Origin of the sequence: Limosilactobacillus vaginalis, from assembly GCF_025311515.1 — a bacterium.
Classification (GTDB): domain Bacteria; phylum Bacillota; class Bacilli; order Lactobacillales; family Lactobacillaceae; genus Limosilactobacillus; species Limosilactobacillus vaginalis.
Genome location: NZ_CP104399.1, coordinates 1,387,270 through 1,409,781, shown reverse-complemented (window position 1 = coordinate 1,409,781; position 22,512 = coordinate 1,387,270). Strand labels below are relative to the sequence as shown.

15 protein-coding genes and 5 pseudogenes are annotated in these 22,512 nt (G+C 35.0%); 15 read left to right on the top strand and 5 right to left on the bottom strand.

The annotated features are described in order from the left end of the window. The first annotated feature begins 95 nt into the window (after window positions 1-95). From N4627_RS07065 to N4627_RS07045, 5 genes are all read left to right on the top strand, one after another. The gene (locus N4627_RS07065) at window positions 96-743 is read left to right on the top strand and encodes a sugar transferase (RefSeq protein ID WP_390893933.1); all 648 of its coding nucleotides are present in this window, start codon (window positions 96-98) and stop codon (window positions 741-743) included. 11 nt (window positions 744-754) lie between these two features. Then, window positions 755-1,516: a DUF4422 domain-containing protein gene (locus N4627_RS07060; RefSeq protein WP_240411599.1), complete on the top strand. Its 762-nt coding sequence runs from the start codon at window positions 755-757 to the stop codon at window positions 1,514-1,516. 116 nt (window positions 1,517-1,632) lie between these two features. Further along, window positions 1,633-2,469, top strand: coding sequence for a hypothetical protein (locus N4627_RS07055; RefSeq protein ID WP_260964449.1), 837 nt, complete (start codon window positions 1,633-1,635; stop codon window positions 2,467-2,469). A gap of 135 nt (window positions 2,470-2,604) precedes the next feature. After that, the gene (locus N4627_RS07050) at window positions 2,605-3,534 is read left to right on the top strand and encodes a glycosyltransferase family 2 protein (protein WP_260965087.1); all 930 of its coding nucleotides are present in this window, start codon (window positions 2,605-2,607) and stop codon (window positions 3,532-3,534) included. A gap of 87 nt (window positions 3,535-3,621) precedes the next feature. Continuing rightward, window positions 3,622-4,638 carry a galactofuranosyltransferase gene (locus tag N4627_RS07045; protein WP_260964447.1) on the top strand — a complete coding sequence of 339 codons (1,017 nt, stop codon included), beginning with the start codon at window positions 3,622-3,624 and terminating at the stop codon, window positions 4,636-4,638. Between the two features lie 55 nt (window positions 4,639-4,693). Here N4627_RS07045 and N4627_RS07040 read toward each other — a convergent pair whose 3' ends face one another. After that, complete coding sequence (locus N4627_RS07040; RefSeq protein ID WP_098045299.1) at window positions 4,694-5,143, bottom strand: hypothetical protein; 450 nt, start codon at window positions 5,141-5,143, stop codon at window positions 4,694-4,696. A gap of 180 nt (window positions 5,144-5,323) precedes the next feature. On the opposite strand from N4627_RS07040, the gene glf reads away from it, so the two are divergent. The 5 genes and pseudogenes from glf (at window position 5,324) to N4627_RS09240 (ending at window position 10,604) form a co-directional block, all read left to right on the top strand. After that, a complete protein-coding gene (glf, locus tag N4627_RS07035; RefSeq protein WP_098045298.1) occupies window positions 5,324-6,442 on the top strand; it encodes a UDP-galactopyranose mutase in 1,119 nt (372 codons plus the stop codon). A 6-nt stretch (window positions 6,443-6,448) separates the two neighbouring features. Then, window positions 6,449-7,870 (top strand): flippase, encoded by a 1,422-nt coding sequence (locus tag N4627_RS07030; RefSeq protein ID WP_260964442.1) that lies wholly within the window; start codon window positions 6,449-6,451, stop codon window positions 7,868-7,870. Between the two features lie 135 nt (window positions 7,871-8,005). After that, a pseudogene (locus tag N4627_RS09260) lies at window positions 8,006-9,055 on the top strand (KxYKxGKxW signal peptide domain-containing protein); the annotation flags it as partial. A 117-nt stretch (window positions 9,056-9,172) separates the two neighbouring features. Continuing rightward, a pseudogene (locus tag N4627_RS09255) lies at window positions 9,173-9,841 on the top strand (peptidoglycan DD-metalloendopeptidase family protein); the annotation flags it as partial. Window positions 9,842-10,256: 415 nt separating this feature from the next. Continuing rightward, window positions 10,257-10,604 carry an IS110 family transposase gene (locus N4627_RS09240; protein ID WP_390893932.1) on the top strand — a complete coding sequence of 116 codons (348 nt, stop codon included), beginning with the start codon at window positions 10,257-10,259 and terminating at the stop codon, window positions 10,602-10,604. Between the two features lie 148 nt (window positions 10,605-10,752). On the opposite strand, the pseudogene N4627_RS09215 reads toward N4627_RS09240, so the two are convergent. Then, a pseudogene (locus N4627_RS09215) lies at window positions 10,753-10,905 on the bottom strand (IS30 family transposase); the annotation flags it as partial. Window positions 10,906-11,042: 137 nt separating this feature from the next. Between N4627_RS09215 and istA the strand changes: the two are divergent. After that, a complete protein-coding gene (gene istA, locus N4627_RS07020) occupies window positions 11,043-12,458 on the top strand; it encodes an IS21 family transposase (RefSeq protein WP_152378542.1) in 1,416 nt (471 codons plus the stop codon). Window positions 12,459-12,575: 117 nt separating this feature from the next. After that, window positions 12,576-13,199 (top strand): annotated as a pseudogene (gene istB, locus N4627_RS07015) (IS21-like element helper ATPase IstB); the annotation flags it as partial. Window positions 13,200-13,562: 363 nt separating this feature from the next. Here the strand turns inward: istB and N4627_RS09250 are convergent. Together N4627_RS09250 and N4627_RS07000 are read right to left on the bottom strand one after the other, a co-directional pair. Beyond that, window positions 13,563-14,834: pseudogene (locus N4627_RS09250) on the bottom strand (ISL3 family transposase). Window positions 14,835-15,119: 285 nt separating this feature from the next. Continuing rightward, complete coding sequence (locus N4627_RS07000; RefSeq protein ID WP_260964434.1) at window positions 15,120-17,420, bottom strand: GH25 family lysozyme; 2,301 nt, start codon at window positions 17,418-17,420, stop codon at window positions 15,120-15,122. A gap of 182 nt (window positions 17,421-17,602) precedes the next feature. Here N4627_RS07000 and N4627_RS06995 point away from each other — a divergent pair, with 182 nt between their 5' ends. The 3 genes from N4627_RS06995 to N4627_RS06985 all read left to right on the top strand — a co-directional run bounded on the left by N4627_RS06995 (window position 17,603) and on the right by N4627_RS06985 (window position 21,639). After that, the gene (locus tag N4627_RS06995; protein WP_260964432.1) at window positions 17,603-19,714 is read left to right on the top strand and encodes a C39 family peptidase; all 2,112 of its coding nucleotides are present in this window, start codon (window positions 17,603-17,605) and stop codon (window positions 19,712-19,714) included. A gap of 73 nt (window positions 19,715-19,787) precedes the next feature. After that, window positions 19,788-20,654 carry a beta-1,6-N-acetylglucosaminyltransferase gene (locus tag N4627_RS06990; protein ID WP_260964430.1) on the top strand — a complete coding sequence of 289 codons (867 nt, stop codon included), beginning with the start codon at window positions 19,788-19,790 and terminating at the stop codon, window positions 20,652-20,654. Window positions 20,655-20,661: 7 nt separating this feature from the next. Beyond that, the gene (locus tag N4627_RS06985) at window positions 20,662-21,639 is read left to right on the top strand and encodes a glycosyltransferase family 2 protein (protein WP_260964428.1); all 978 of its coding nucleotides are present in this window, start codon (window positions 20,662-20,664) and stop codon (window positions 21,637-21,639) included. Window positions 21,640-21,683: 44 nt separating this feature from the next. Here the strand turns inward: N4627_RS06985 and N4627_RS06980 are convergent, their stop codons facing one another. Next, window positions 21,684-22,490: a LicD family protein gene (locus N4627_RS06980; protein WP_260964426.1), complete on the bottom strand. Its 807-nt coding sequence runs from the start codon at window positions 22,488-22,490 to the stop codon at window positions 21,684-21,686. Between the last annotated feature and the right edge of the window lie 22 nt (window positions 22,491-22,512).

Sequence of the window (22,512 nt, the reverse complement as noted above, 5' to 3'; positions counted from 1 at the left end):
CTTATTACCGCAAAATGGCCGCGTAAACTAGTAATAAGGCTGATTAGCTGGTAAAATATATAGGATAAATTTACGTATGAAAAAGAGATATAATCATGAAAATTATAAAAGTTGATCAGCAACGATTGGATCATCAGTATGTGTATCGTTGCATCAAGCGTATCTTTGATTTTACTGCTTCATTAATAGCGGTAGTGATTCTTAGTCCAGTTTTTTTAATCATCGCAATAGCAATTAAGGTTAACGATCCTGCGGGACCAGTTTTTTATACCCAGACCCGGGTCGGAAAAGATGGCAAGCCCTTCAAAATGTTTAAGTTCCGGTCAATGGTTACTAACGCTGATGAGCTGTTAGAAAAGCTCCGTGATCAGAATGAAGTTGAAGGAGCAATGTTCAAAATGAAGGAGGATCCTCGGATTACCAAGGTTGGTAAGTTTATTCGGAAGTATAGTTTGGATGAACTGCCTCAATTATTGAACGTTGTTGGGGGTTCGATGAGTATTGTTGGGCCCCGGCCACCGCTACCATACGAAGTTAAAGAGTATACCGATTATGATCGCCAACGCTTAATGGTTAAGCCTGGTGCTACTGGGATGTGGCAAGTTGGTGGGCGAAACGCCTTAAGCTTTGATCAGATGGTTGAACTTGATTTGACCTACATTAATGAACGTTCAGTATGGCTTGACCTTAAGATTATGTTTGAAACTGTTAAGGTGATGATCAAGCCTAACGCTGCTTATTAAGGAGAACGACTGTGAAGACAAAAGTATTAGTTGCTGCTCATAAAAATTATGCAATGCCCAAAGACCCATTGTATTTGCCAGTCTTTGTTGGTAAAGAGATTCATCCTGATGTTAACCATACTTTCCAGGGTGATAATACGGGGGACAATATTTCAGCGAAGAACCCTTACTATAATGAATTAACAGCGATTTACTGGGGATGGAAGAACTTAGACGTTGATGCAATGGGGTTAGTTCACTATCGTCGTTACCTAAGTCTTAACCACCAAAAATTACTGGATGAGGTATTGTCAAGTGAACAAGTGGCTGACTTGCTTAAGGATCATGATATTATCTTGCCACCTAAACGACGTTACTATATCGAGACAAATGAGTCTCACTACCTTCACGCTCATGAGCATGAGCCGTTTGAGGTAATGCGTCAGGTGATCCACCAAAATTATCCTGAATACGCAGCTGCCTTTGAAAAAGTCATGAAGCGGACATGGGCTCACATGTTTAATATGTTTATTATGAAGCGCAAACCGCTGGATGAGTATTGCACATGGATGTTTGACGTTCTTGGTGAAGTGGAAAGCCGGATTGATATTTCAAATTATTCAACCTATGAACAACGGGTTTACGGCTTTTTAAGCGAGCTACTATTGGATGTATGGCTTGAGGTTCACCCTGAATATTCGACGGTTGAAGTAAAGTACGTCTTCATGGAGCATACTAACTGGTTCAAGAAGGGCGGTAAGTTTGTTCTGCGGAAGATTACAGGACATGCGTGAAATAATAATCAATTGATAAATCAGATATTAAGTATTACTTGATCATCAGGCGAATACCAAATGTTCGTATTTTTATGATTTAGAGGGTGCTATTTAGGTAAAGGTAGATAAAGAAAATGGCTGAAGAATTTTATAAAACACTTAAAAAATATGCTGAAAAAAAGCTAGGCTTACCAATAATTAACATTTTATTTATTTTTGATGTTGTGCTGTTACAAATGTTTGGTAAACAAAAACGTAATTATTTAATATGGAATCATGTTGATTTTGGTACTGCTTTATCAAAAATAGGTATGAGATTTTATTCTACCAATATGTTTATAGGCACAATTATTATTATTTTGTTAGTTGTTTTTATTATTATTTTTTTGTTTGATAAAACAGATTTTTTTAATATTTTTCCATCTAATGATTATACTAATAATATTACTGTTAGTTATAATCCTGCTTCTGCGGTGTTTCGTTTGCTTTATGTAATATGGTATTTAATTCATGATATTTGGATAGTTTTCTTTACAATATTATTATTATCCGGTCATAATAATATTTATTATAATCCTTTAAGGGTGACATCAAACGCTCAAACCACCAATTATATTTTATTAATATTAAATACTCTAGTTGTTGTCGTTCTCTTAATTAGAGCTTTATTTTTAAATAGATTTAAAACACGAATTTTGAATAAAAAAATTGATCCGTATGATAGTTCAAAATTTAGAATTATTAATCAAGGTGTATATTCTTTAAAAGATAGTGAGGCAAATTACTTTTTAGTTAAAGATATTATACTCGATGAACCTTTGTTCTATTTTGTGAAGACAAAAGAGAAATTACCAATTGGTAAGAATACTAATTTAATTAGTGAGCATAAAAACTATTATATAGTTAATTACTCAAGAAATTTTAATGAGATAAAATATGAATTTGAAGCGGAAATGAAGGACATCATATAATTGAAATAAACTTAAATACTATACTATTTTGTCAATCATAATAATTAGTGTTCAATGATCTTTTAACATATAGTAAATAATATACTATGTTAGTACTATCTATCGCTGACTTTATATTTTAAATAAGGTGAAAATATCTTGAAATTATCAATCGTGGTTCCTTGTTACAATGAACAGGAATCAATACCATTATTTTACCCTGCTGTTGAAAAAGTTGTTAATAAGATGCCAGTTGAGGTTGAATACTGGTTTGTTAATGATGGCTCAGATGACAAAACACTAGATGAATTGCGAAAGTTGCACCAACAAAATTCTGATAAGGTTCACTATATATCCTTTTCCAGAAATTTTGGTAAGGAAGCTGGATTATATGCTGGACTTGAAGCAACGACAGGAGATTATGTTGTTGTAATGGATGTTGACCTGCAGGATCCGCCAGAATATTTACCAATAATGTATAAGTATATCTCTACAGGAGAATTCGATTGTGTTGGGATGCGACGGACAGATCGTACTGGTGAGGCGAAGGTTAAATCATTCCTTAGTGATAAATTTTATGATGTTATTAACAAGATTTCTGATACAAAGATTATTAACGGAGCACGAGACTATCGAATGATGACTCGCCAAATGGTTAATGCGGTTTTATCCTTAAAAGAATATAATCGTTTCTCAAAGGGGCTCTTCAACTGGGTTGGTTTTAAGACTAAGTATTTACCGTATAAGAATGTTCAACGGGTTGCAGGAACGACTGATTGGTCAACCTGGAAGCTATTTAAGTATGCGGTTGATGGGATAACTGACTTTTCTGAAGCACCGTTATCGATTGCTACTTGGATTGGTGGAGTATCAGCTTTCTTATCGGTTTTGGGATTAATCTTTGTAGTCATTCGGAGACTTGTTGAACCAAGCAGCAGTGCCTTTGGTTGGGCATCAATGGTTTGCATCATGCTTTTACTTGGTGGCCTTCAATTGATGTGTATTGGAATTGTTGGTAAGTATATTGGTAAAATCTATATGCAAACTAAACAACGACCAGTCTATATTGTAAAAGAGAAAAAATAAGAGAGTAAAAAGGTCATTGATATGGACTTTATTGAGATGGTTGTTGAATATATAAAACTCTATAGTAAAAATAAAGGGTAAATTAAAATGAAAAAAGTAGTTTTTACGGTTGCTGACTATGGGAATGGTAATAATGCGGGCCCTAAAGCTAAACAAGATGTGGATTATTATTTAGCACAATCTGGCTTTGAAGTAATCCATCGGCAGTTAAATAACAAATCCAAGTTAGATAAGATTAAGACAGCATACTGGGTGATCCCCCATTTATTTAATAATGTTGAAAAATTTGATGAACTATTCTTTCAGTACCCAACTTATTCAAGCTATGTGATGAAAAGAATGATCAAAAAGATGCGTTCAAAAAGCCAAAAGTTATTTTTCATTATTCATGATGTTGAATCGCTTCGCCTTTTTCAGAATGACCAAACCTACTGGGATGGTGAACGAGCACTTTTTAACGCTACTGATGGCTTAATAGTTCATAATCATAAAATGAAACGATGGTTACAGGAAAATGGTGTTACTGTTCCAATGGTAGAATTGGGAATTTTTGATTACAACAATCCTCAAAAAATAAACCAAAATTCTGAATATGATAGAACAATATGCTTTGCTGGGAACTTAGCAAAGTCCAAGTTTCTTGATAAAATAAGTTTACAAGCTGGAAAATTAGAAATCTTTGGTTCATATCCAAGCGAACACTATTTAAAAGGCGTTTCTTATCATGGTCAAATGAGCCCAGATGAATTACCAAAGAAACTTACTCAGAATTTCGGGCTAGTTTGGGATGGCGATCAATTAGATACTTGTAGCGGGAAGTTTGGTAATTATATGCGCTATAATAATCCGCATAAGGTTTCCCTTTACTTAAGCAGTGGACAGCCAGTAATTATTTGGAAAGAAGCCGCTCTTGCTGATTTCATTTTGAGAAATAATTTAGGAATTGCAGTAAACAGCCTCGAAAATCTTGATGACATTTTAGAAAATATTACTGAGAATCAATATTCTGAAATGAAGATGAATACTATTGAGATCGCTAAAAAGTTACGAAAAGGTGACTTTATAAAGAGCGCAGTTAAAAAAATAGAAAATATTACTGAATAAAAAATATAGCCAGATGGTAATTGTAATTACTATCTGGCTATATTTTTAGTTTTGTTTAATTCTGTTTAACAATTTGGGCATTACTTGGTAAGCTTCCTGACCAATCCTGATAGTTTGTTTGTGAGCTACCTGCAATTGTTTGACGATCCATTCCGTCACTATCAACATGGTGAGTAACACCATATTGATCGGTCCAAACAGCAACATCGTTAAGCCCTAATTGTTTTTGACTGTTATTATTGACATTACTATTAGCAGTTGAAGAACTTGATTGCGACGATGATGTTACGCTTGCACTGCTGCTAGTCGAGCTTGTCTTCTTAGTAGAATTTTGCTTACTGTTTTTACTTGTCTTTTTTGTAGCTTTCTTAGTAACTTTTTCAGTTTTGGTATGTGAAGATGATGCAGTGTCCTTAGAATTCTTTTGTGAACCACAGCCAGCTAACCCAAATCCTAAGATTGTAACTAATATTCCAGACAAAAATAAACGACTAAATTTCTTCATATAAGTATCTCTCCTATATTGAAAGGTTCAAATCAACTATACTTGATAAGTATTTAATAGTATAATTATAGCATTTGCAGGAAGTTTATTACTAGTTGAATAAACGCAAACAAACTGATTTTAACATTATCTAAAATTTTCATCAATAAATAACGTTACATATGAAAGGATGAGTGTTCCATGACAAAGTATGACTATCTTGTAGTTGGTGCCGGCTTATTCGGTGCTACCTTTGCTTACGAAGCAGCTAAGCGTGGCGAAAAGGTTAAGGTAATTGAAAAACGTGATCACATTGCAGGAAATATTTACACTAAGGAAGTTGACGGTATCCAAGTCCATCAATATGGTGCTCATATTTTCCACACTTCTAATAAGGAGATCTGGAATTACATTAATCAGTTTGCTGAATTTAACCGTTACACAAACAGTCCTGTTGCTAATTACAAGGGGCAAATGTATAATTTGCCATTTAATATGAACACCTTTAGTGAGATGTGGGGTGTTCGTACGCCGGCAGAAGCACTGGCAAAGATTAACGAACAGCGTCAAGAAATGGCTGGTAAGGAACCAAAGAACCTTGAAGAACAAGCTATTTCGTTAATTGGTCGGGACATCTACGAAAAGCTAATTAAGGGTTATACCGAGAAGCAATGGGGGCAAAAAGCTACCGAACTACCAGCATTTATTATTCGGCGGTTGCCTGTTCGTCTGACATATGACAACAACTACTTTAATGATCTCTATCAAGGAATTCCAATTGGTGGTTATACTCAAATTGTTGAAAAGATGCTTGATAGTGAATTGATTGATGTTGAAACTGGAGTTGACTTTTTCGATCAGAAGGATGATTATTTAGCTAATTATCCTAAGGTTGTTTTTACTGGAATGATTGATCAATTCTTTGATTATCAACTTGGTGAACTTCAATATCGGAGTTTACGTTTTGAAACTGAAGAAAAGAACGTTGGTAATTACCAAGGGAACGCGGTGATTAACTATACCGATGCTGAAACGCCATACACGCGGATTATCGAGCATAAGCACTTCGAATTTGGTAAGGGCGACAAAGATAAAACGATTATTACTCGAGAATATCCAGCAGACTGGCATCGTGGCGATGAACCATACTATCCGGTTAATAATCAGCAGAATAATGAGCTTTACAAGAAGTATGCTCAACTTGCTGCAGAAAAGGCTAATAATGTTATCTTTGGTGGACGGCTTGGTCAATATCGCTACTACAATATGGATCAAGTTCTCCACGCAGCCTTAGTTGCCGTAAATAAGGAGTTTAAGTAATTAGCAATGAAAGTTATCAAGAACTATTTGTATAATGCGGGATATCAAATTTTGAACATGATTATTCCATTGATCACTGTTCCTTATATTTCTCGTGTTTTAGGTGCACATGATGTTGGGATTAACGAATACACTAATGCATGGGTAACCTTCTTTTACCTTATGGGGCAAATGGGAATTACTCTTTATGGTAATCGAGAAGTGGCCTACCATCGTGATGACTTATATGAACGTTCGCGAACTTTTTGGGGAGTTGAAGCGTTACAATTATTGACCGTTTCTTTATCCCTTATTGCATATTTAGCTGCTGTTTTTCTTTTTAGTACGACTTTTAAATATTATTTTCTTATGCAGGGTCTCTGGATTATTGCAACAGGTCTAGATGTTTCATGGTATTTTATGGGGTTGGAAAACTTCAAAATTACGGTGGTGCGAAATGCACTAGTTAAATTAGCCTCTGTAATTTTGATTTTTACTTTTATCAAGTCAACAGCTGATTTAGGAAAATATATTTTAATTTTAGGTGGCGCCCAAGTTGTTGGTAATTTAACATTATGGCCTTATTTAAAGGAAAATATTGTTTGGGTTAAAATTAGTGATTGGCATCCATTTAAGCATTTTTATCCATCATTATTACTATTTATTCCAACTATCACCACACAGGTCTATCTTGTGTTGAACAGATTGATGTTAGGACATATGGATTCACAGGCTGCTTTGGGGAATTTTGGACAATCAGATAAGATTGTTAAGTTTGTTTTAGCAATTGTTACCGCAACTGGAACAGTAATGTTACCGCATGTGGCTAATAAGTATGCTAAGGGTGACATTGAAGGCGTACGAAATAGTTTGTATTCCTCTTTTGAATTTGTTTCATCTATTTCGATTCCAATGATGTTTGGGTTGATGGCAATTTCAAAACAATTTGCTCCGTGGTTTTTAGGGAGTGGTTTTCAAATGGCTGGTCAAATTATGTTTCTTGAGTCACCAGTAATTGTTTTAATTGCATGGAGTAATGTTACTGGTACTCAATACTTGATGCCGGTTAACCGAGTTAAGGAATTTACAACTTCAGTAACTATTGGTGCGGTAAGTAATATTGCGTTTAATCTGGTTCTAATTCCGTTTTGGGGAGCTAACGGGGCAACCTTGGCAACAGTTGGTTCAGAATTCTTGGTTACTGCTTCTCAGCTAGCAATGATTAGAAAGACAATTAGCCGACGTAAGATGTTTGGGGAAGTTTGGAAATATGTAGTTAGCGGGTTAGTAATGTTTATAATCGTCAATCGAATCAGTAATACTATCCAAATGACAATTGCTAATTTAGTATTGGAAGTTGCCGTCGGAATAGTAATTTACTTATCTGGCCTGTTTATCCTTCATGCTAAAATTTTGAGCCAAGCAAAAAATATTATCGGTAAGAATTAATATATGACAAAAACCTAACAATTTTCTTGAGAAGTTGCGAGCATGAATTTTATCTTTTATACTTGACAAAGTGTTATGTTTAAAAATTAATTTAAAAAATAGATTTCGTCCCACTTTTAGGAGGATTACAACGTTTTGAATAGTCGCAAGAAAAGATTTAAACTTTACAAGTCAGGAAAGCAATGGATTACAGCAGCGATCGTTTCGATCGGTTTTATTGCTGGAACACAAGTAAAGCATGTTCATGCTGATACGACTAATAATCAGATCCAAACTACGCAAACTCAAACCACAGCAGAAAGTAATGCTTCTCAAAGTACAACTTTGACTATTGCTAATAATGAAAATAGCAATTCTGCTAGTGCCTCAGTTGCAAGTGCTCAAGCTGCTGCAACCCAACAAAATCAAAATATCAATACTGAAACCTCATTTGCTCAAAGTAAGGTTGTAGTGAATGCAACTAATCAAGTAAATGCTAGTTCTCAAAGCTCTAATAATATCGATGCAGCTGATTTAAATAATCAGGCTAGTGATATTTCTGCTCAATCAGATGTAAAAAATACTGGTTGGCAAAAAGTGAATGATAATTGGCATTATATTAAAGAAGATGGAACTGCACAAACAGGTTGGTATAAGTCTCAAGCTGGCTTTTGGTATTATTTTGATAATGAAACCGGAAATGCATTGAAAGGTTGGAATACTATAAATAATAATTTGTATTATTTCGATCAAATAAATTCAAATGCTCTAACAGATTGGCAAAAGATTGATAACTACTGGTATCATTTTGACCCAACAAATGCTTGGGCAGATACAGGATGGTACAAGTCGGCAGCGGGATATTGGTACTACTTCGATCCAGTAAATGCTAATGCAAAAACTGGTTGGTTTAAGTCGCCAGCAGGTGCTTGGTATTATATGGATTCAACCAATGCTAATGCCTTAACAGATTGGCAAAAGATTGATAACTACTGGTATCATTTTGACCCAACAAATGCTTGGGCAGATACAGAATGGTACAAGTCGGCAGCGGGATATTGGTACTACTTCGATCCAGTAAATGCTAATGCAAAAACTGGTTGGTTTAAGTCGCCAGCAGGTGCTTGGTATTATATGGATTCAACCAATGCTAATGCCTTAACAGATTGGCAAAAGATTGATAACTACTGGTATCATTTTGACCCAACAAATGCTTGGGCAGATACAGAATGGTACAAGTCGGCAGCGGGATATTGGTACTACTTCGATCCAGTAAATGCTAATGCAAAAACTGGTTGGTTTAAGTCACCAGCAGGTGCTTGGTATTATATGGATTCAATCAATGCCAATGCGTTAACAGGGTGGCAAAAAATTAATAATTATTGGTATCACTTTAATGAGGTAAATGCTTGGGCAGATACCGGTTGGCAAAGAATCAACGGTAAGTGGTATTACTTTGATCCAACAAACGCTTGGATGATGACAGGTACCCAAGAAATAAATGGTAAAATTTATACATTTAATTCAGACGGTTCATGGGCTGATGGTTGGGATTGGCCATTCCCACAAGATGGTGAAGGATATTTTAGTGGTGGTCAACTCTTCGGTGTTCATGCTGGCGGTGAATTTCGGTTAAACGGTTTTCATGATGGTTTGGATTTCGGTTCAATTGATCACCCGGGAAGAGAAGTTCATGCTATTCATGGCGGAACTGTTAAAATTGTTGGATATGGTTCAGGCTTAAGTTGGTATGCTGTTGTCGATACTGGTGAGTACCTAGTTGTTTATCAAGAAGCATTTTCAAGTAAGAATAATATCCTGGTTCATGAGGGACAAAAGATTAATACGGGTGATGTGATTGGTATTCGTGATACTTCACATGTCCACATTGGTATTACTCGGGATCATAACTTTAACCATGCTTTGGCTAGTTCATTTATTAATAACGGCACATGGTTAGATCCACAAAAGATTATTCGTGAAGGATTATAAACAATTCTATAATTAAGGCTCTTCGGCAAACATCCTAAAGTAGAAGGTAGATAAAAGCATGATGATGCTTTTATCTACCTTTTCTTATATACTGAGAATTAAGGTTGAGGTCGACAGTACGAATGAATCAGAGAATTCGGGTGTCAAACTGGCCCATTATATAACTTCCTTAAAAAAACTTGATTTAGGATGATGGTCGGACAGATCGTATTAAAGAAAATAAGCAAAGAGAGTTATATAGCCTTAATTGAAATTATGAAGGTGGTTCGGTGAACTTTATTGGAACAGATGTTAGTCGAGGAAAGAGTAAAGCAACAGTAATCACAAGTGAATATGAAATAAGCAATTTTAGCTTTGAACACAATGTAGTTGGTTTTAAGAAACTTGGAGAGGTAATAACAAGTAAGATAGTATTGTGATCTTTGAGACCGCAGGAGTCTATTCAGCACAGTTAGCTCGATTTTTGAGGACAAAAAGCGTTAAATTTATTGAACTCAATCCCTTAGAAGCGAATATGAGAATGGCGACTCTAAGACGTGATAAGACGGACACAAAAGACTCAATGAAATTGGCGCTATTAGGTGTTACACAATTAGATAATCTAAATGGTAGACGTTATTGTAATCCGGATTATGTTCCGCTTAGGGTTCTAGCCACCCGATATGAAGAATTAATTAGTGAACGAACACGAATTATAAATCACTTACATTCAAGCCTAGAATTATCTTTCCCAGAATTAAATAAGATGTCAACACCGATTTAAAATTGTCAGAAATCACCGGTTTAAAAATGTACTTTTTCACCGGTTTAAATGCTGCTTTGCATGTTGTTCCGTGTAATCTTTCATACGATATGATTTGCCAGAAATTTTAAATATTTCCTAAATTTCAAGAATAAGTTAGCCACTGGACTCAAATAAATAATACTGACCAATTGATTATTGGTTGATGGAGCTGTGATATCTCTTGGTAGAAGGCCTTACGATAGATATCCATTGACGAATGTCCATTAAACATAGCTCGTGGATAGTGATTCATCCAATCATTAGTCGCTATGATCTGAGCATGTATATTGCAAAATAGAAGTACACAATTATGCAACATAATAATACATAATTGTGTAATGAAAAAGGCCATTGTCTAACAGCCCACTTTCCTCTAAAGTTAGTTTTGCGACATCAAAACTTTGGAGGTAGAAAGGTATGTTAGCAATGACCGATATTAATACTATCAGGAATTTAAGAAATAATCACGATCAGTCTATTGAATCAATTCGAAAGTCTTTAAATATTAATTGGCGAACAGCAAAAAAGTATGCTGATAAAGACTTTGTCCCTAAGATTAAACTCCATAAAAGATCCGGTATGATGTATGAAGAGAAATGGGGAGATATTGTTAGCCTTTGGCTAACTGAAGACTTTAAATTACCAAGGAAGAAACGTCGAACAAATAAACAGTTTTTTAATGACCTAATTGAATCAGGATTTCCAGGATCATACAGAACCGTTTGTAATTTTGTACAAGAATGGAAGGCAACACATACTGACAAAGGAGAAGTAAAAGATTTAGGATATGAAAGACTAGAACATCCTGCAGGTGAAGCGCAATTAGACTTTGGCACGATGGAAGTCGAAAAAGACGGATCCTTTGTAGATATTAAAATATTAGTAATGACCTTCCCCTTCAGTAACCGTGCTTTTGGTATTGCATTACCAGCAGAAAATCAAGAATGCTTATTAGAAGGAATCAAACAGATTTTAAAGCAAATAAATGGGGTACCTACCGTTATACGAATTGATAATATGTCTACTGCAGTTGTTCGTAGTAAAACCAGATATGAAAAAGCTCGTTTAACAAAGGAATTCCAATCGTTTGCTTTGCATTATGGATTTAAGGTTCAAACATGTAATCCACGAAGTGGATATGAGAAAGGAAGTGTTGAAAATAAAGTTGGTTATGTTAGATACAACTTTTTTTCAACCAGCCCTAAGCTAATTAGTTTTGAAAATTTGAATCAACGACTAGCCGATAAACTAAAAAAAGATTCGCAACGAGTACACTATGAAAAGAGGAAAAAGATTAGTGACCTATGGCAAGAAGAACAAACATCATTTTTGAAATTGCCTGATATAGATTATCCAGTTTTTAAGCAATTTGAAGTTAAACCAAACCGGTATAACGAAGTAACAATTGATAAAACCAGGATACATATTCCAATGGCTAAAACAATGCTTTCATTAACCTGCGTTCTTACCGCAACCAGTTATACAATTTATGATCTAAATGGCGAAATTGTTAGTAAAGGGCGACGCCCTTACCTAACTAAGAAACGCGCTATTGAGTGGTCAAGCGTTTTTATTACTTGGAAGAGGAAGCCACGGTCAATGACCTATTCTAGATACTGGAAATACCTTCCCAAACGAATTGCTTACTATCTTTCAACAGAAGACTGGCGGTTACAAACCAACCGAATAGACGAACTAATAACACTCTTAAGCACTCATCCATTGAAAGAGATCAATGAACGGTTTTACGAGCTAGTCGGGATTTCACCAACTTCGGAAGAGCTCAGTGTCAATATGAAAAGTTACGATCAACTAGCAAGAGACAGAAAGTAGGTCACTTAATTGAATAATCAAGAACTAGCCAAAGCATGTACAGAATTGCGATTATCAAATATGGCTAATATAGCAAAGTTAAATTAATTCCCTGAAGATGATAAATCGGCATGGCTTTTAGGCCTACTTAAAAAGGAAATTGAGATTAGGTACGATAAGAAGATTACCAGGCTTTATAACCAAGCAAAATTTCCAAAACGAAAAACCTTAAACGATTATATTTGGCGTGAACAAATCAATTTTTCGACACCAGATTCTAAGCAACAATTACTGAATTTAAGCTTTATTGATAAAAACGAAAACGCCGTTTTCGTTGGTACACCTGGAACAGGTAAAACTCACTTAGCAACTGCATTAGGAGTTAAAGCAATCGAAAACGGCATTAATGTAAAATTCTGGCGGGTAGCAGAACTAGTAGATCAGTTGGAACAAGAATGGAAAAGTCTCTCAATAGAACGTTTCAAAAAGAAATGCCACAAGTATCAGCTGATCATATTAGATGAAATGGGATATGTACCATTCAGTAAAACAGGATCAGAATTATTATTTCAACTCATAAGTGACTGGTATGAAACTAAGAGTATTATTATCACGAGCAACTTGGAATTTAGTCAGTGGAATAAGGTATTTATTGATCCAAGATTAACAGCAGCATTAGTAGATCGGCTGATTCACCATGCGCATATTGTTAGTTTTACTGGAGAAAGCTATCGATTAAAGAATGCATTATCAAATAACTAAATAAAATAAGAAGTGGGCTGCAAGACTATGTAAAAAGTCATTGCATTTCTCTGCACTTTTTACTTGCAAAATACACCATACTCTAAACATGATTTGGTGGCTCTTATTGCATGTGCTAATCATTTAAATAGAACGATCATAAATTTGGTTCGCACTAATCAAGTTTACGATTATAACAAAACTGCTCATTAAATGATCTTGCATTTATATAATGAATGACTTCAAAAAAACCATTTTTGAAGTATTTTTAGTATACACATTTTTTACAAAGAATAGTACTTGACAGACTATAAGAAGAAGTACTGACAAGAAAATAGAATAACTTTATTAAGTAGCTCGTGCCTGAATCTTGGTACGGGCTGTTTACTTGTTTTTCCAGTTAATCGCAATATAGGTATTCGACAAGGCTAGTAGAATTCTGATTTCGGAAATAATCAAAGCTCCGAAAACCATAGACAACTCGTTTAATAACTTTAATTTTATTATTAGTTCCTTCAACGGGACCGTTAGTATAAGTCACATACTTAAAGCTATGGAGAATTTCTTTCTTGTGTTGACGCGAGGTTCTCTGCACCTTTTGGAGTGGTTGAGAAAGAATGGTTAGTTTGGTAGTGAGTAGTTGTTGATTTAAGCGATGCTGACTCCGTTGACTAATGGCAAAAATTAGATCGCCTGCTTGAGCTCTTCATCAAAGCTAAGTAGACGGTGGATAACCTCGACATCTGCTAATTGAGCATAACCGAAGTTAGCCCAACGCCAGTAATTATCATACTTAAGCTCACTAGATGGAGTTAAAATGAGTTTCCAAAAACGTTTTAAGGCACGCCATTGATGAGTTCCCTTACCAGCCCGATTCATTGCTTGAACTTGGATCTGATTAAGAGCGCGGTATGCTTGGGCGACGACATGAAAGTGGTCGGCAATAATGATGGCGTGCGGAAACAGTTCATGAATTAATCGTTGATATGGAGTGTATAAATCTACCGTAACTGTTTGGACGGCTAATCGTGTTAAACGATCATAGTGGAGAAAATAGTTACGTAAATAACGGTTACATCGGGATAGAATAATATCCAAAGCCCGGTGATTCGCAATGCTTATCAAATCATACTCATTCCACTAGGCGCCATCTTCCCTGATTTAAAATCGTCAAAAGCAATATGACGGGGTAGCCAACGGTAGTTGGTCTTGAAAAAACGATCGAGGTTGGTAATAACACGACGGACCGTTCAATCAGAAACACCAAGAACTTTGGCTAAATCTTTTTGTGATTGATTAGTCGTTAAAAGCATCATTGCCCGTTGCTTAATAGCCCAAGTAATATGATTACGGTAATCGATATCCTTAACTGTAGCGAATTTGGTGATCGTCGTAGGGCAATCATTAGTAGGTTTACAGATGTATTTTTGCTTTCTAATTGACCAAATAGTTGGCTTATAGTGCAGTGATGGGCCGAGAAGCATTAACTGTTTTGAAACCATTTTTAAGCATTGGTTGACCACAGTGTGGGCAATTTATGGGATAAGACTGAATCAAATGAATGACAATCCGACTACCTTGGTCTTCAATCGACTCGGTGAAGCGCTGCGTATCTAATTCTAAGTGGCAATCTTTAACTCCTATAGAATAATCCATGAGAGATGGTCCTTTCTTAAACGAAGACGGGGGTTCAAGCCATCTTTCGTTTTTTATTTTAAATTTAAACCAAAATAAGCACTGATGTTAAGTTCATCAGTACTTAAAATTGTAGAGCCCAATTTAAAAGTGATTAAGTTGTCGAACCGCCGTATACGGAACCGTACGTACGGTGGTGTGAGAGGTCGGTAATTGAATTAATCAATTACCTCCTACTCGATTATCCGAACCCCTTGTTGAAATACCACCACCCAAAGGTGAGTTATTTCAACAGGGGTTTGATTTTTAATCAGCTAATAGCCATGCATTCTCTTGGTCAAAGTGATAGAGCTTACCGTCAATATATTGATAGCCAGTTACTGCTTTACCATCGTTATCGAGGTAGTATCGATGCCCATTAATAATTTGCCAACCAGTTTCAGCTTTTCCGTCATTATCGAAATAGTACCAATTATTATTAATATATTGCCAATTGGTATCAGCCCAGGCATTACTTGGGTCGAAATAATACCGATTACCGTTAATAGTCTGCCATCCAGTACGTGCCTGACCATTAACGTCAAAGTAATACCAAGCTCCAGCAGGAGACTTAAACCAGCCTGTGGTTACCCAAGTATTAATAGGATCAAAATAGTACCAATTATTGTCTAACTTTTGCCAACTGGTTAAAGCCCAGGCATTATTTAAATCAAAATAGTAACGATGCCCATTAATAATCTGCCAACCAGTTTCAGCCTTTCCGTCATTATCGAAATAATACCATAATCCTGCTTGCGACTTAAACCATCCTTTAGTTATCCAGGCATTAGTTGGATCAAAATAATACCAATTATTACTAATATATTGCCAATTAGTATCGGCCCAGGCATTATTTGAGTCGAAGTAATAACGGTTACCGTTAATGGTCTGCCATCCAGTGCGTGCTTGACCATTATTGTCAAAGTAATACCAAGCTCCAGCTGGTGATTTAAACCATCCGGTAGCAGCATCACCACCGTTATTAAAGAAGTACCAATGGTTACTTAAGTTAAACCAACCAGTCTGCATTGCACCAAAGTAGCCATTGTGATTTGGCTGAAGATAGTAAACTTTGCCGTTAACTGTTTGAAGACCGCTTTCTAGTTGACCAGTACTTGGACTTAGGTAATACCATTGTCCACCATTGTAGCGCCAACCATGACTCAACCAGGCATTACTATCATCAAAATAATACCAAGCATTGTCTAAATATTGAAATCCTTTGAGTGCCCAAACGTTACTAGGGTCAAGGTAATAACGATTACCGTTAATTGTTTGCCAACCACGCAGTGCCCAAGCATTCATTGGGTCGAAATAATACCAGTTATTATTAATGAATTGCCAACCTTTGTCAGCCCATGCATTACTGTAATCAAAGTAATACCAATTATTATTAATATATTGCCAACCAGTTAAAGCCCAGGCATTAGTATAGTCAAAGTAATACCAGTTGCCAGCACCTGATTGATACCAGCCAGTTTGCGCGGTGCCATCTTGGTTGAAGTAGTACCAGTTATTATTTATTCGTTGCCAGCCAGTAACATTATTACCATTAATTGAATATGACCATTTCCCATTATTGTTAGACCATTCCCCCGAGTTGGCGACTAACCCTTGATAATCGATCGAGATATCTAAGTCACCATTATATCCAGGAATGCGGCCATGGGCATTAAACTGCCATGCTCCATAGTTCTGGTTCCTTAGGTTAGTTGAAGATGGTGAATAAAGGTATTGAGCAATCCAAGTACGGTTTTTCCCAACTGTTGAACTAACATTATAAGTTTGATCATAAGAGGTTGAGGCATAGACTGCATGGTTAGTAAAGCCACGATTATTTAATTGATTCCAGAAAGCATTTAAATGGTTAGCAACTCCGTAATATTTGGTAGTTGTATCTTCCATGTCAGCATAAATTAAGGTGTTTTTATCTAGTCCTAAGGCTTCCATTTCATTTGCTAGGTAATTAGCTTCGTTAATGGCGGCACCTTGGCTACCGAATTTGGCATAGTGATAAACTTGAACATTTAATCCGGCATTTTTAGCATAGTTAATTTGTTGGCCAGCATATCGATTAATGTAATATGTCCCTTCAGTAACCTTTACAATTGCTGTTTTAACTCCGAGATTTTTTAGGGTGACAAAGTTGTTGGCGGTCATACTAGCTTGATATCCACTAATGTCAACAGCATCTACTCGAGGGTAGTTAGCGTCACCAATATTGATTACTGGTGTGCCATCATAAGCAGTTTGTGCAGCTGCCTTTACGGTTGTATATGCGGTTGCTGGTGCAGCTGAATTTTGACTGTTGATACTTAATGATTGCGTTGGTTCAGTAGTGCTTTCACTAGCTACATTATTGGAACTAGTAGCAAAAGCACTTGCTGAAGAGGCGCTTTGACTTTGTGTTGAAGCGGAATTAGCACCTAAATTGGCATTTGAATTTACTTGTTCGGTCTGTACCTGGTTAGTATCAGCTTGAACGTTTTTAGAATTTAAATATAACGAGGTTGATAAAGATAATAATGTTAATGTTGAAGCAAGATAGATATGGTTCTTCTGAGTCACTATAATCCTCCTAAAAAATTTATATAACGATAACTATTATAATTCCTAATACTAATTGTTTAATTTCAATAATATTAAGATCTGTTAACAAATTGTAATTTTTTTATGATTAACATGTAGGAAGAAATAAAAAATAGTGATATATTACTAGTGTTAAATTATTTTTATTTGAGAGGGTAGTTATGAAAAAACATTTTAAGCTTTATAAATCAGGGAAGCTTTGGGTTACTGCAGCGGTTGCAGTATTATCATTTGCAGTCTCAGCTAATTTTAATCAAGTGTCTGCTTCTGATAATACTGAAGTCACTTCAACTCAAAACGAGTACTTTTTAGGTAATAATGACAAGTCTAATGATTCAAATATAACTACTAACATTAACGGCTATACGAATCAAAATGGTACTTGGAAGAATACTAGTGGCCAAAGTGCGAATGGTTGGCAAACTTCTGGCAACGATTGGTATCACTTTAACAATGGTAATCAAAATAAAGATTGGCAAAACATTGATAATAACTGGTACTACATGAATCCAGATAACGCCAAGATGGAAACTGGAATTCAAAAGATTAATAATAAAACCTACTACCTAAACGAACAACATGATGGTACGTATGGTGCAATGAAAACTGGTTGGCAGTATGTTGATGGTAACTGGTATGGCTTTAAAGGCGATGGTAGTGCATATACCGGCTGGAACTATCTTCATGGTAATTGGTACTACATGAATCCAGAAACCGCAGTTCTAGAAAGTGGTATTCAGAAGATCAACAATAATTTCTATTACCTGAATGATAAAGCTGATGGAATATTTGGTGCAATGAGGACTGGTTGGCAGTATGTTGACGGTCATTGGTATGGCTTTAAGGATGATGGGAGTGCATATCTTGGTTGGCAAAACCTTGGTGGTAACACTTATTACTTCAAACCAGAAAATGCACAAATGGCAAGCGGTGATACTTTAATTAGTGGTAATTACTATTACTTCGATCCAGCATCTGGGCACCAATTAAAGGGAATGTTAGTTGATGCTAATACTAAGCTATTAAAGTATTACGATCCAAGTACCGGTATTCGGCAAACTGAACTTACGGTGAATGGTCACACCTATAAGTTCAATCCATTAACTGGAGTGATTGATACTACTACTCTTAATGATGGGTTAAATCAAATCGCCGGTCATGTCTATTATTACAATCGAAGTGCAAACAGCTTTGCCTTTAATAGCTGGCAAAAACTAAATGGTTCTTGGTATCATTTCAACAATGATGGAACAGCTTCTATTGGCTGGTTTAAGTCCCCAGCAGGCTTTTGGTATTTATTTGATAGTAAAGGTGCAAGTAAGTTGGGCTGGTTTAAGTCCCCAGCAGGCTATTGGTACTATTTTGATAATACAAATGCTAACGCCTTAAAAGGATGGCAAAAAATTAAAGGTTACTGGTATTATTTTAACAATACGAGTAGTAATGCATTAACAAATTGGCAACGGGTTAATGGTTATTGGTACTATTTTGATCCAACTAATGCGGATGCAAGAACTGGCTGGTTTAAATCACAGGCTGGATTATGGTACTATTTTGATTCAGTAAATACGAATGCATTAACAAATTGGCAACGAATTAATGGTTACTGGTACTATTTCGATCCAACTAATGCATGGGCAGATACAGGGTATCATGTCATTAATGGAATTGAATACTATTTTGATCCGGTTAATGCTAATATGTACCAAAATCGGTGGGTAAATGTTAATGGTTGGACTTACCATGCTGATAATAGTGGACGGCTATGGTTTCCTCAATGGTATAGTCAGTTTCCTGTTGGAGAAGGCTGTTCGGTTTACTCTTTGGCAATGATGTTAAGCCCTAAAGAATATATTAATATGGGACAGGCTGTAAATCTTTTACAATATCGCCAGGCAGGAAATGTTTATAATGGAGCAGGATTCTACTTAATTATCCAACCTGATTCCCTAGTAGAACTTGCACACCACTTTGACGCTTCTGTTAGAAATATTTCTGGAAGTAGTGTACAAGAAATAATTGATACAATTAATTCAGGCCGACCAGTACTTTATTATGGATATTCAAGGTACGAAAGCTCTTATACACATCATAATCATGCTAAGGTAATTGTAGGTTACCAAAATGGTTGGTTCCGGATTTTTGATCCTTGCTATAGTTATGCTAATCAAGGATCATTCGGCTGGAACGCATATGATTATGGGGCAAAAGGTTGGATCACAACTGCTCAGTTTGCCAGGGAATATGGTGGACAGGCAATAACAGTTGATTAGTTTAGAAAAGAAAACATCTGTGAATTTTTAGTGTTCTAGTTATTCATGGATGCTTTTTTATAGGAGAAATAAAATGCAAGCTGTTTTAATTTTGGCACACAAAAATATTGATCAGGTCATTGAATTATCTAGAATTCTTAAAGATAAGTTTGAGATTTATATTCACATAGATAAGAAAACTAAAATAACAGAACGTCAAAAAAAATTATTAGATACGCTAAAGATTAATTATATATCAACACAAAATGTTCATTGGGGGGCATGGAGTATTGTTCAGGCAACCATAGATTTAATTAACTTAGCATTAAAAAATAAAAATATATCATATTTTCATCTTATATCTGGTCAAGATTGGCCAGCAATTGATACTGCTAAAATATATAATTTCTTTGAAAATAATTCACATCTGTATATTTGGAATTATGAGTCTGCTAAATATAGAAAAGCAGGTGAATCACTAGTAGATTGGCAAAAATATTATTTTAATTATGATAAGATAAATCGCAAAAGTAATTTTGGCAAGATTTATCATAGATTTAGTATTATTTTGCAAAAAATTTTAAGAATTAATAAGCTAAAGAAATTGGGTATTGCTTTAACTCTTTACAATGGATCTCAGTGGGTAGATTTACCACGAGATTCGGTTGAGTATTTGATTCATTATTTAAATGAAAATTCTAATGTATTAGAAATGTTTAAAACTGGATTTTGTTCGGATGAATTTTGGGTGCCAACAATTTTAAGAAATAATAAATCTTTTGCTAAGCGAATTGACACTAATAATCATCGTTATATTGATTGGCATAAGAGAAATAACAGTTTTCCTGCAATTCTAGATAAGAGCGATTTTAGTAAAATAAGAAATTCTGATGCGTTTTTTATAAGGAAAGTTGAACTACCTCGATCTTATGAATTGATAGAGATGTTGAAAAGGAAGTGATACCCGGATGGTAAAGCTAAGTATTATTATTCCAAATTATAATAGTGGGAGTTTGCTAAAAAGATGTGTTAAGAGCATAATTAATTCTAAAGAAAATATAGAGGTTATTGTTGTTGATGACGGTTCAACAGATGATTCGATTTATACAATTATAGGAATTGATAAAAGAATTAAAATTATTAAACAACAAAATAGTGGAGTTTCATCGGCAAGGAATAATGGATTAGATAATGCAACTGGCGAATATATCCTATTTGTTGACTCTGACGATACGTTGAATGATGGATGGGATAAATATTTATTTAATTGTTTGATTGAAAACCGGGATCTTATTATTTTTAATTATTTAAATGATGGTAATAAGCAAACAATTATCAAGGAAAATAAAGTTATAAAGGGAAATGATGTAATAGATTTTTCTAAGAAAATGTTAGAAAATCCTACTAGGTATATGACGGTATGGGGGAAAATATTCAATTTATCAGTTATTAAAGAAAATCACATATCCTTTAATGAGAATCTACGATTAGCAGAAGATGGGGATTTTATGGTCCAATATCTCCTTCATACTAGGATAATAGATGAGAGAATTAATTACTTTTATTATTATCGAAATAATAAAAATTCAGTAATGAGGACCTTTGATCCTCGAAAGGTAGACGATTATTTAACTGCTTTAAATATCACAGAGAAAAGGATAGCATTATTTCCTGAGTTAAAAAAATCATATAGGATTTACGTATTAATGCACTTGAATATAATGATGGTGCATGAAGTTTTTGATATTGAGAATCCTAAAAGCTATTCCGAAAAATTAGAGCAATTAAAAGAAGTAATTAAAAAGACAATAATAAAAAATGCAATAAGTAATATAAAAATTAGTGATTGTAAATGCTTTAGAATGTTACCAATCCTCGCAATAAAGGTAAGGTTTTACCATGTTGCTTCGGTAGCTTTTATCTTAAGGTCGCGTCATAATCATTAAAGAGAAACTACTGTCAGCAATATCTTGTTGACAGTAGTTTCTCTTTATCGAATCCATGCTTTTAGTTGATGATTCTCACGTTGATTAATGGGTGGTAATTTCATATAATCACCGTAAAGTTCACTTAGATAGTGATTCCAGTTTGACATTGTTTTAAATTGGTACCCTTCAAATTCAATATTGACATAATTATCAAAATCTTCTTTTTTAATAATTTCTTTGTCATAATCTCCCCAAACAATGTCGCCTACATAATTAGAAGAATCGTAATTATATGTTCTGCACAATTTATCGATTTCTTTGTTTGCTCTATTGATTCCATATATTTTTGCAAATGGAATTAAAGGTAGTTTGGCAAGAGCTCTTACTCTTGATTTCCCGTCTCCAGGCTTCGCAAAATTGAGATTAAGAATTTTGCGAATAAACAGTTCCTTTCGATAAAGCTTTTTTCTTTCTGAAATATTTTCTGGTACCCCATCAAATGGAAAAATATCTACCCATAATGAATTCTCATTTGTCTCATTGGTGTAACTTTGTTGTGTATATGTTTCTGTATCTAAGACTTTTATAAAGGGATAATGTGTTGTGCCATTCTGGTAGCTAATAATTTTGTAATGATTATGAAATGTATCGTTTTCTTTTGAAATAGAAAGCAATTTATCATAATCTGGACGACTCATACAAATATCAATGTCGTCATCCCATGGAATAAAGCCCTTATGTCTAACAGCACCTAAAAGGGTGCCAGCGCATAAGTAGTACTTAATATTATTTTCTGAACAAAACTCATCAAGTTCTATAAGAATTCCAAGCAGACGCCGACGAATTTCTTTTAAGGATAGTTGCTTCATGTTAATACCTCAATTATACTTA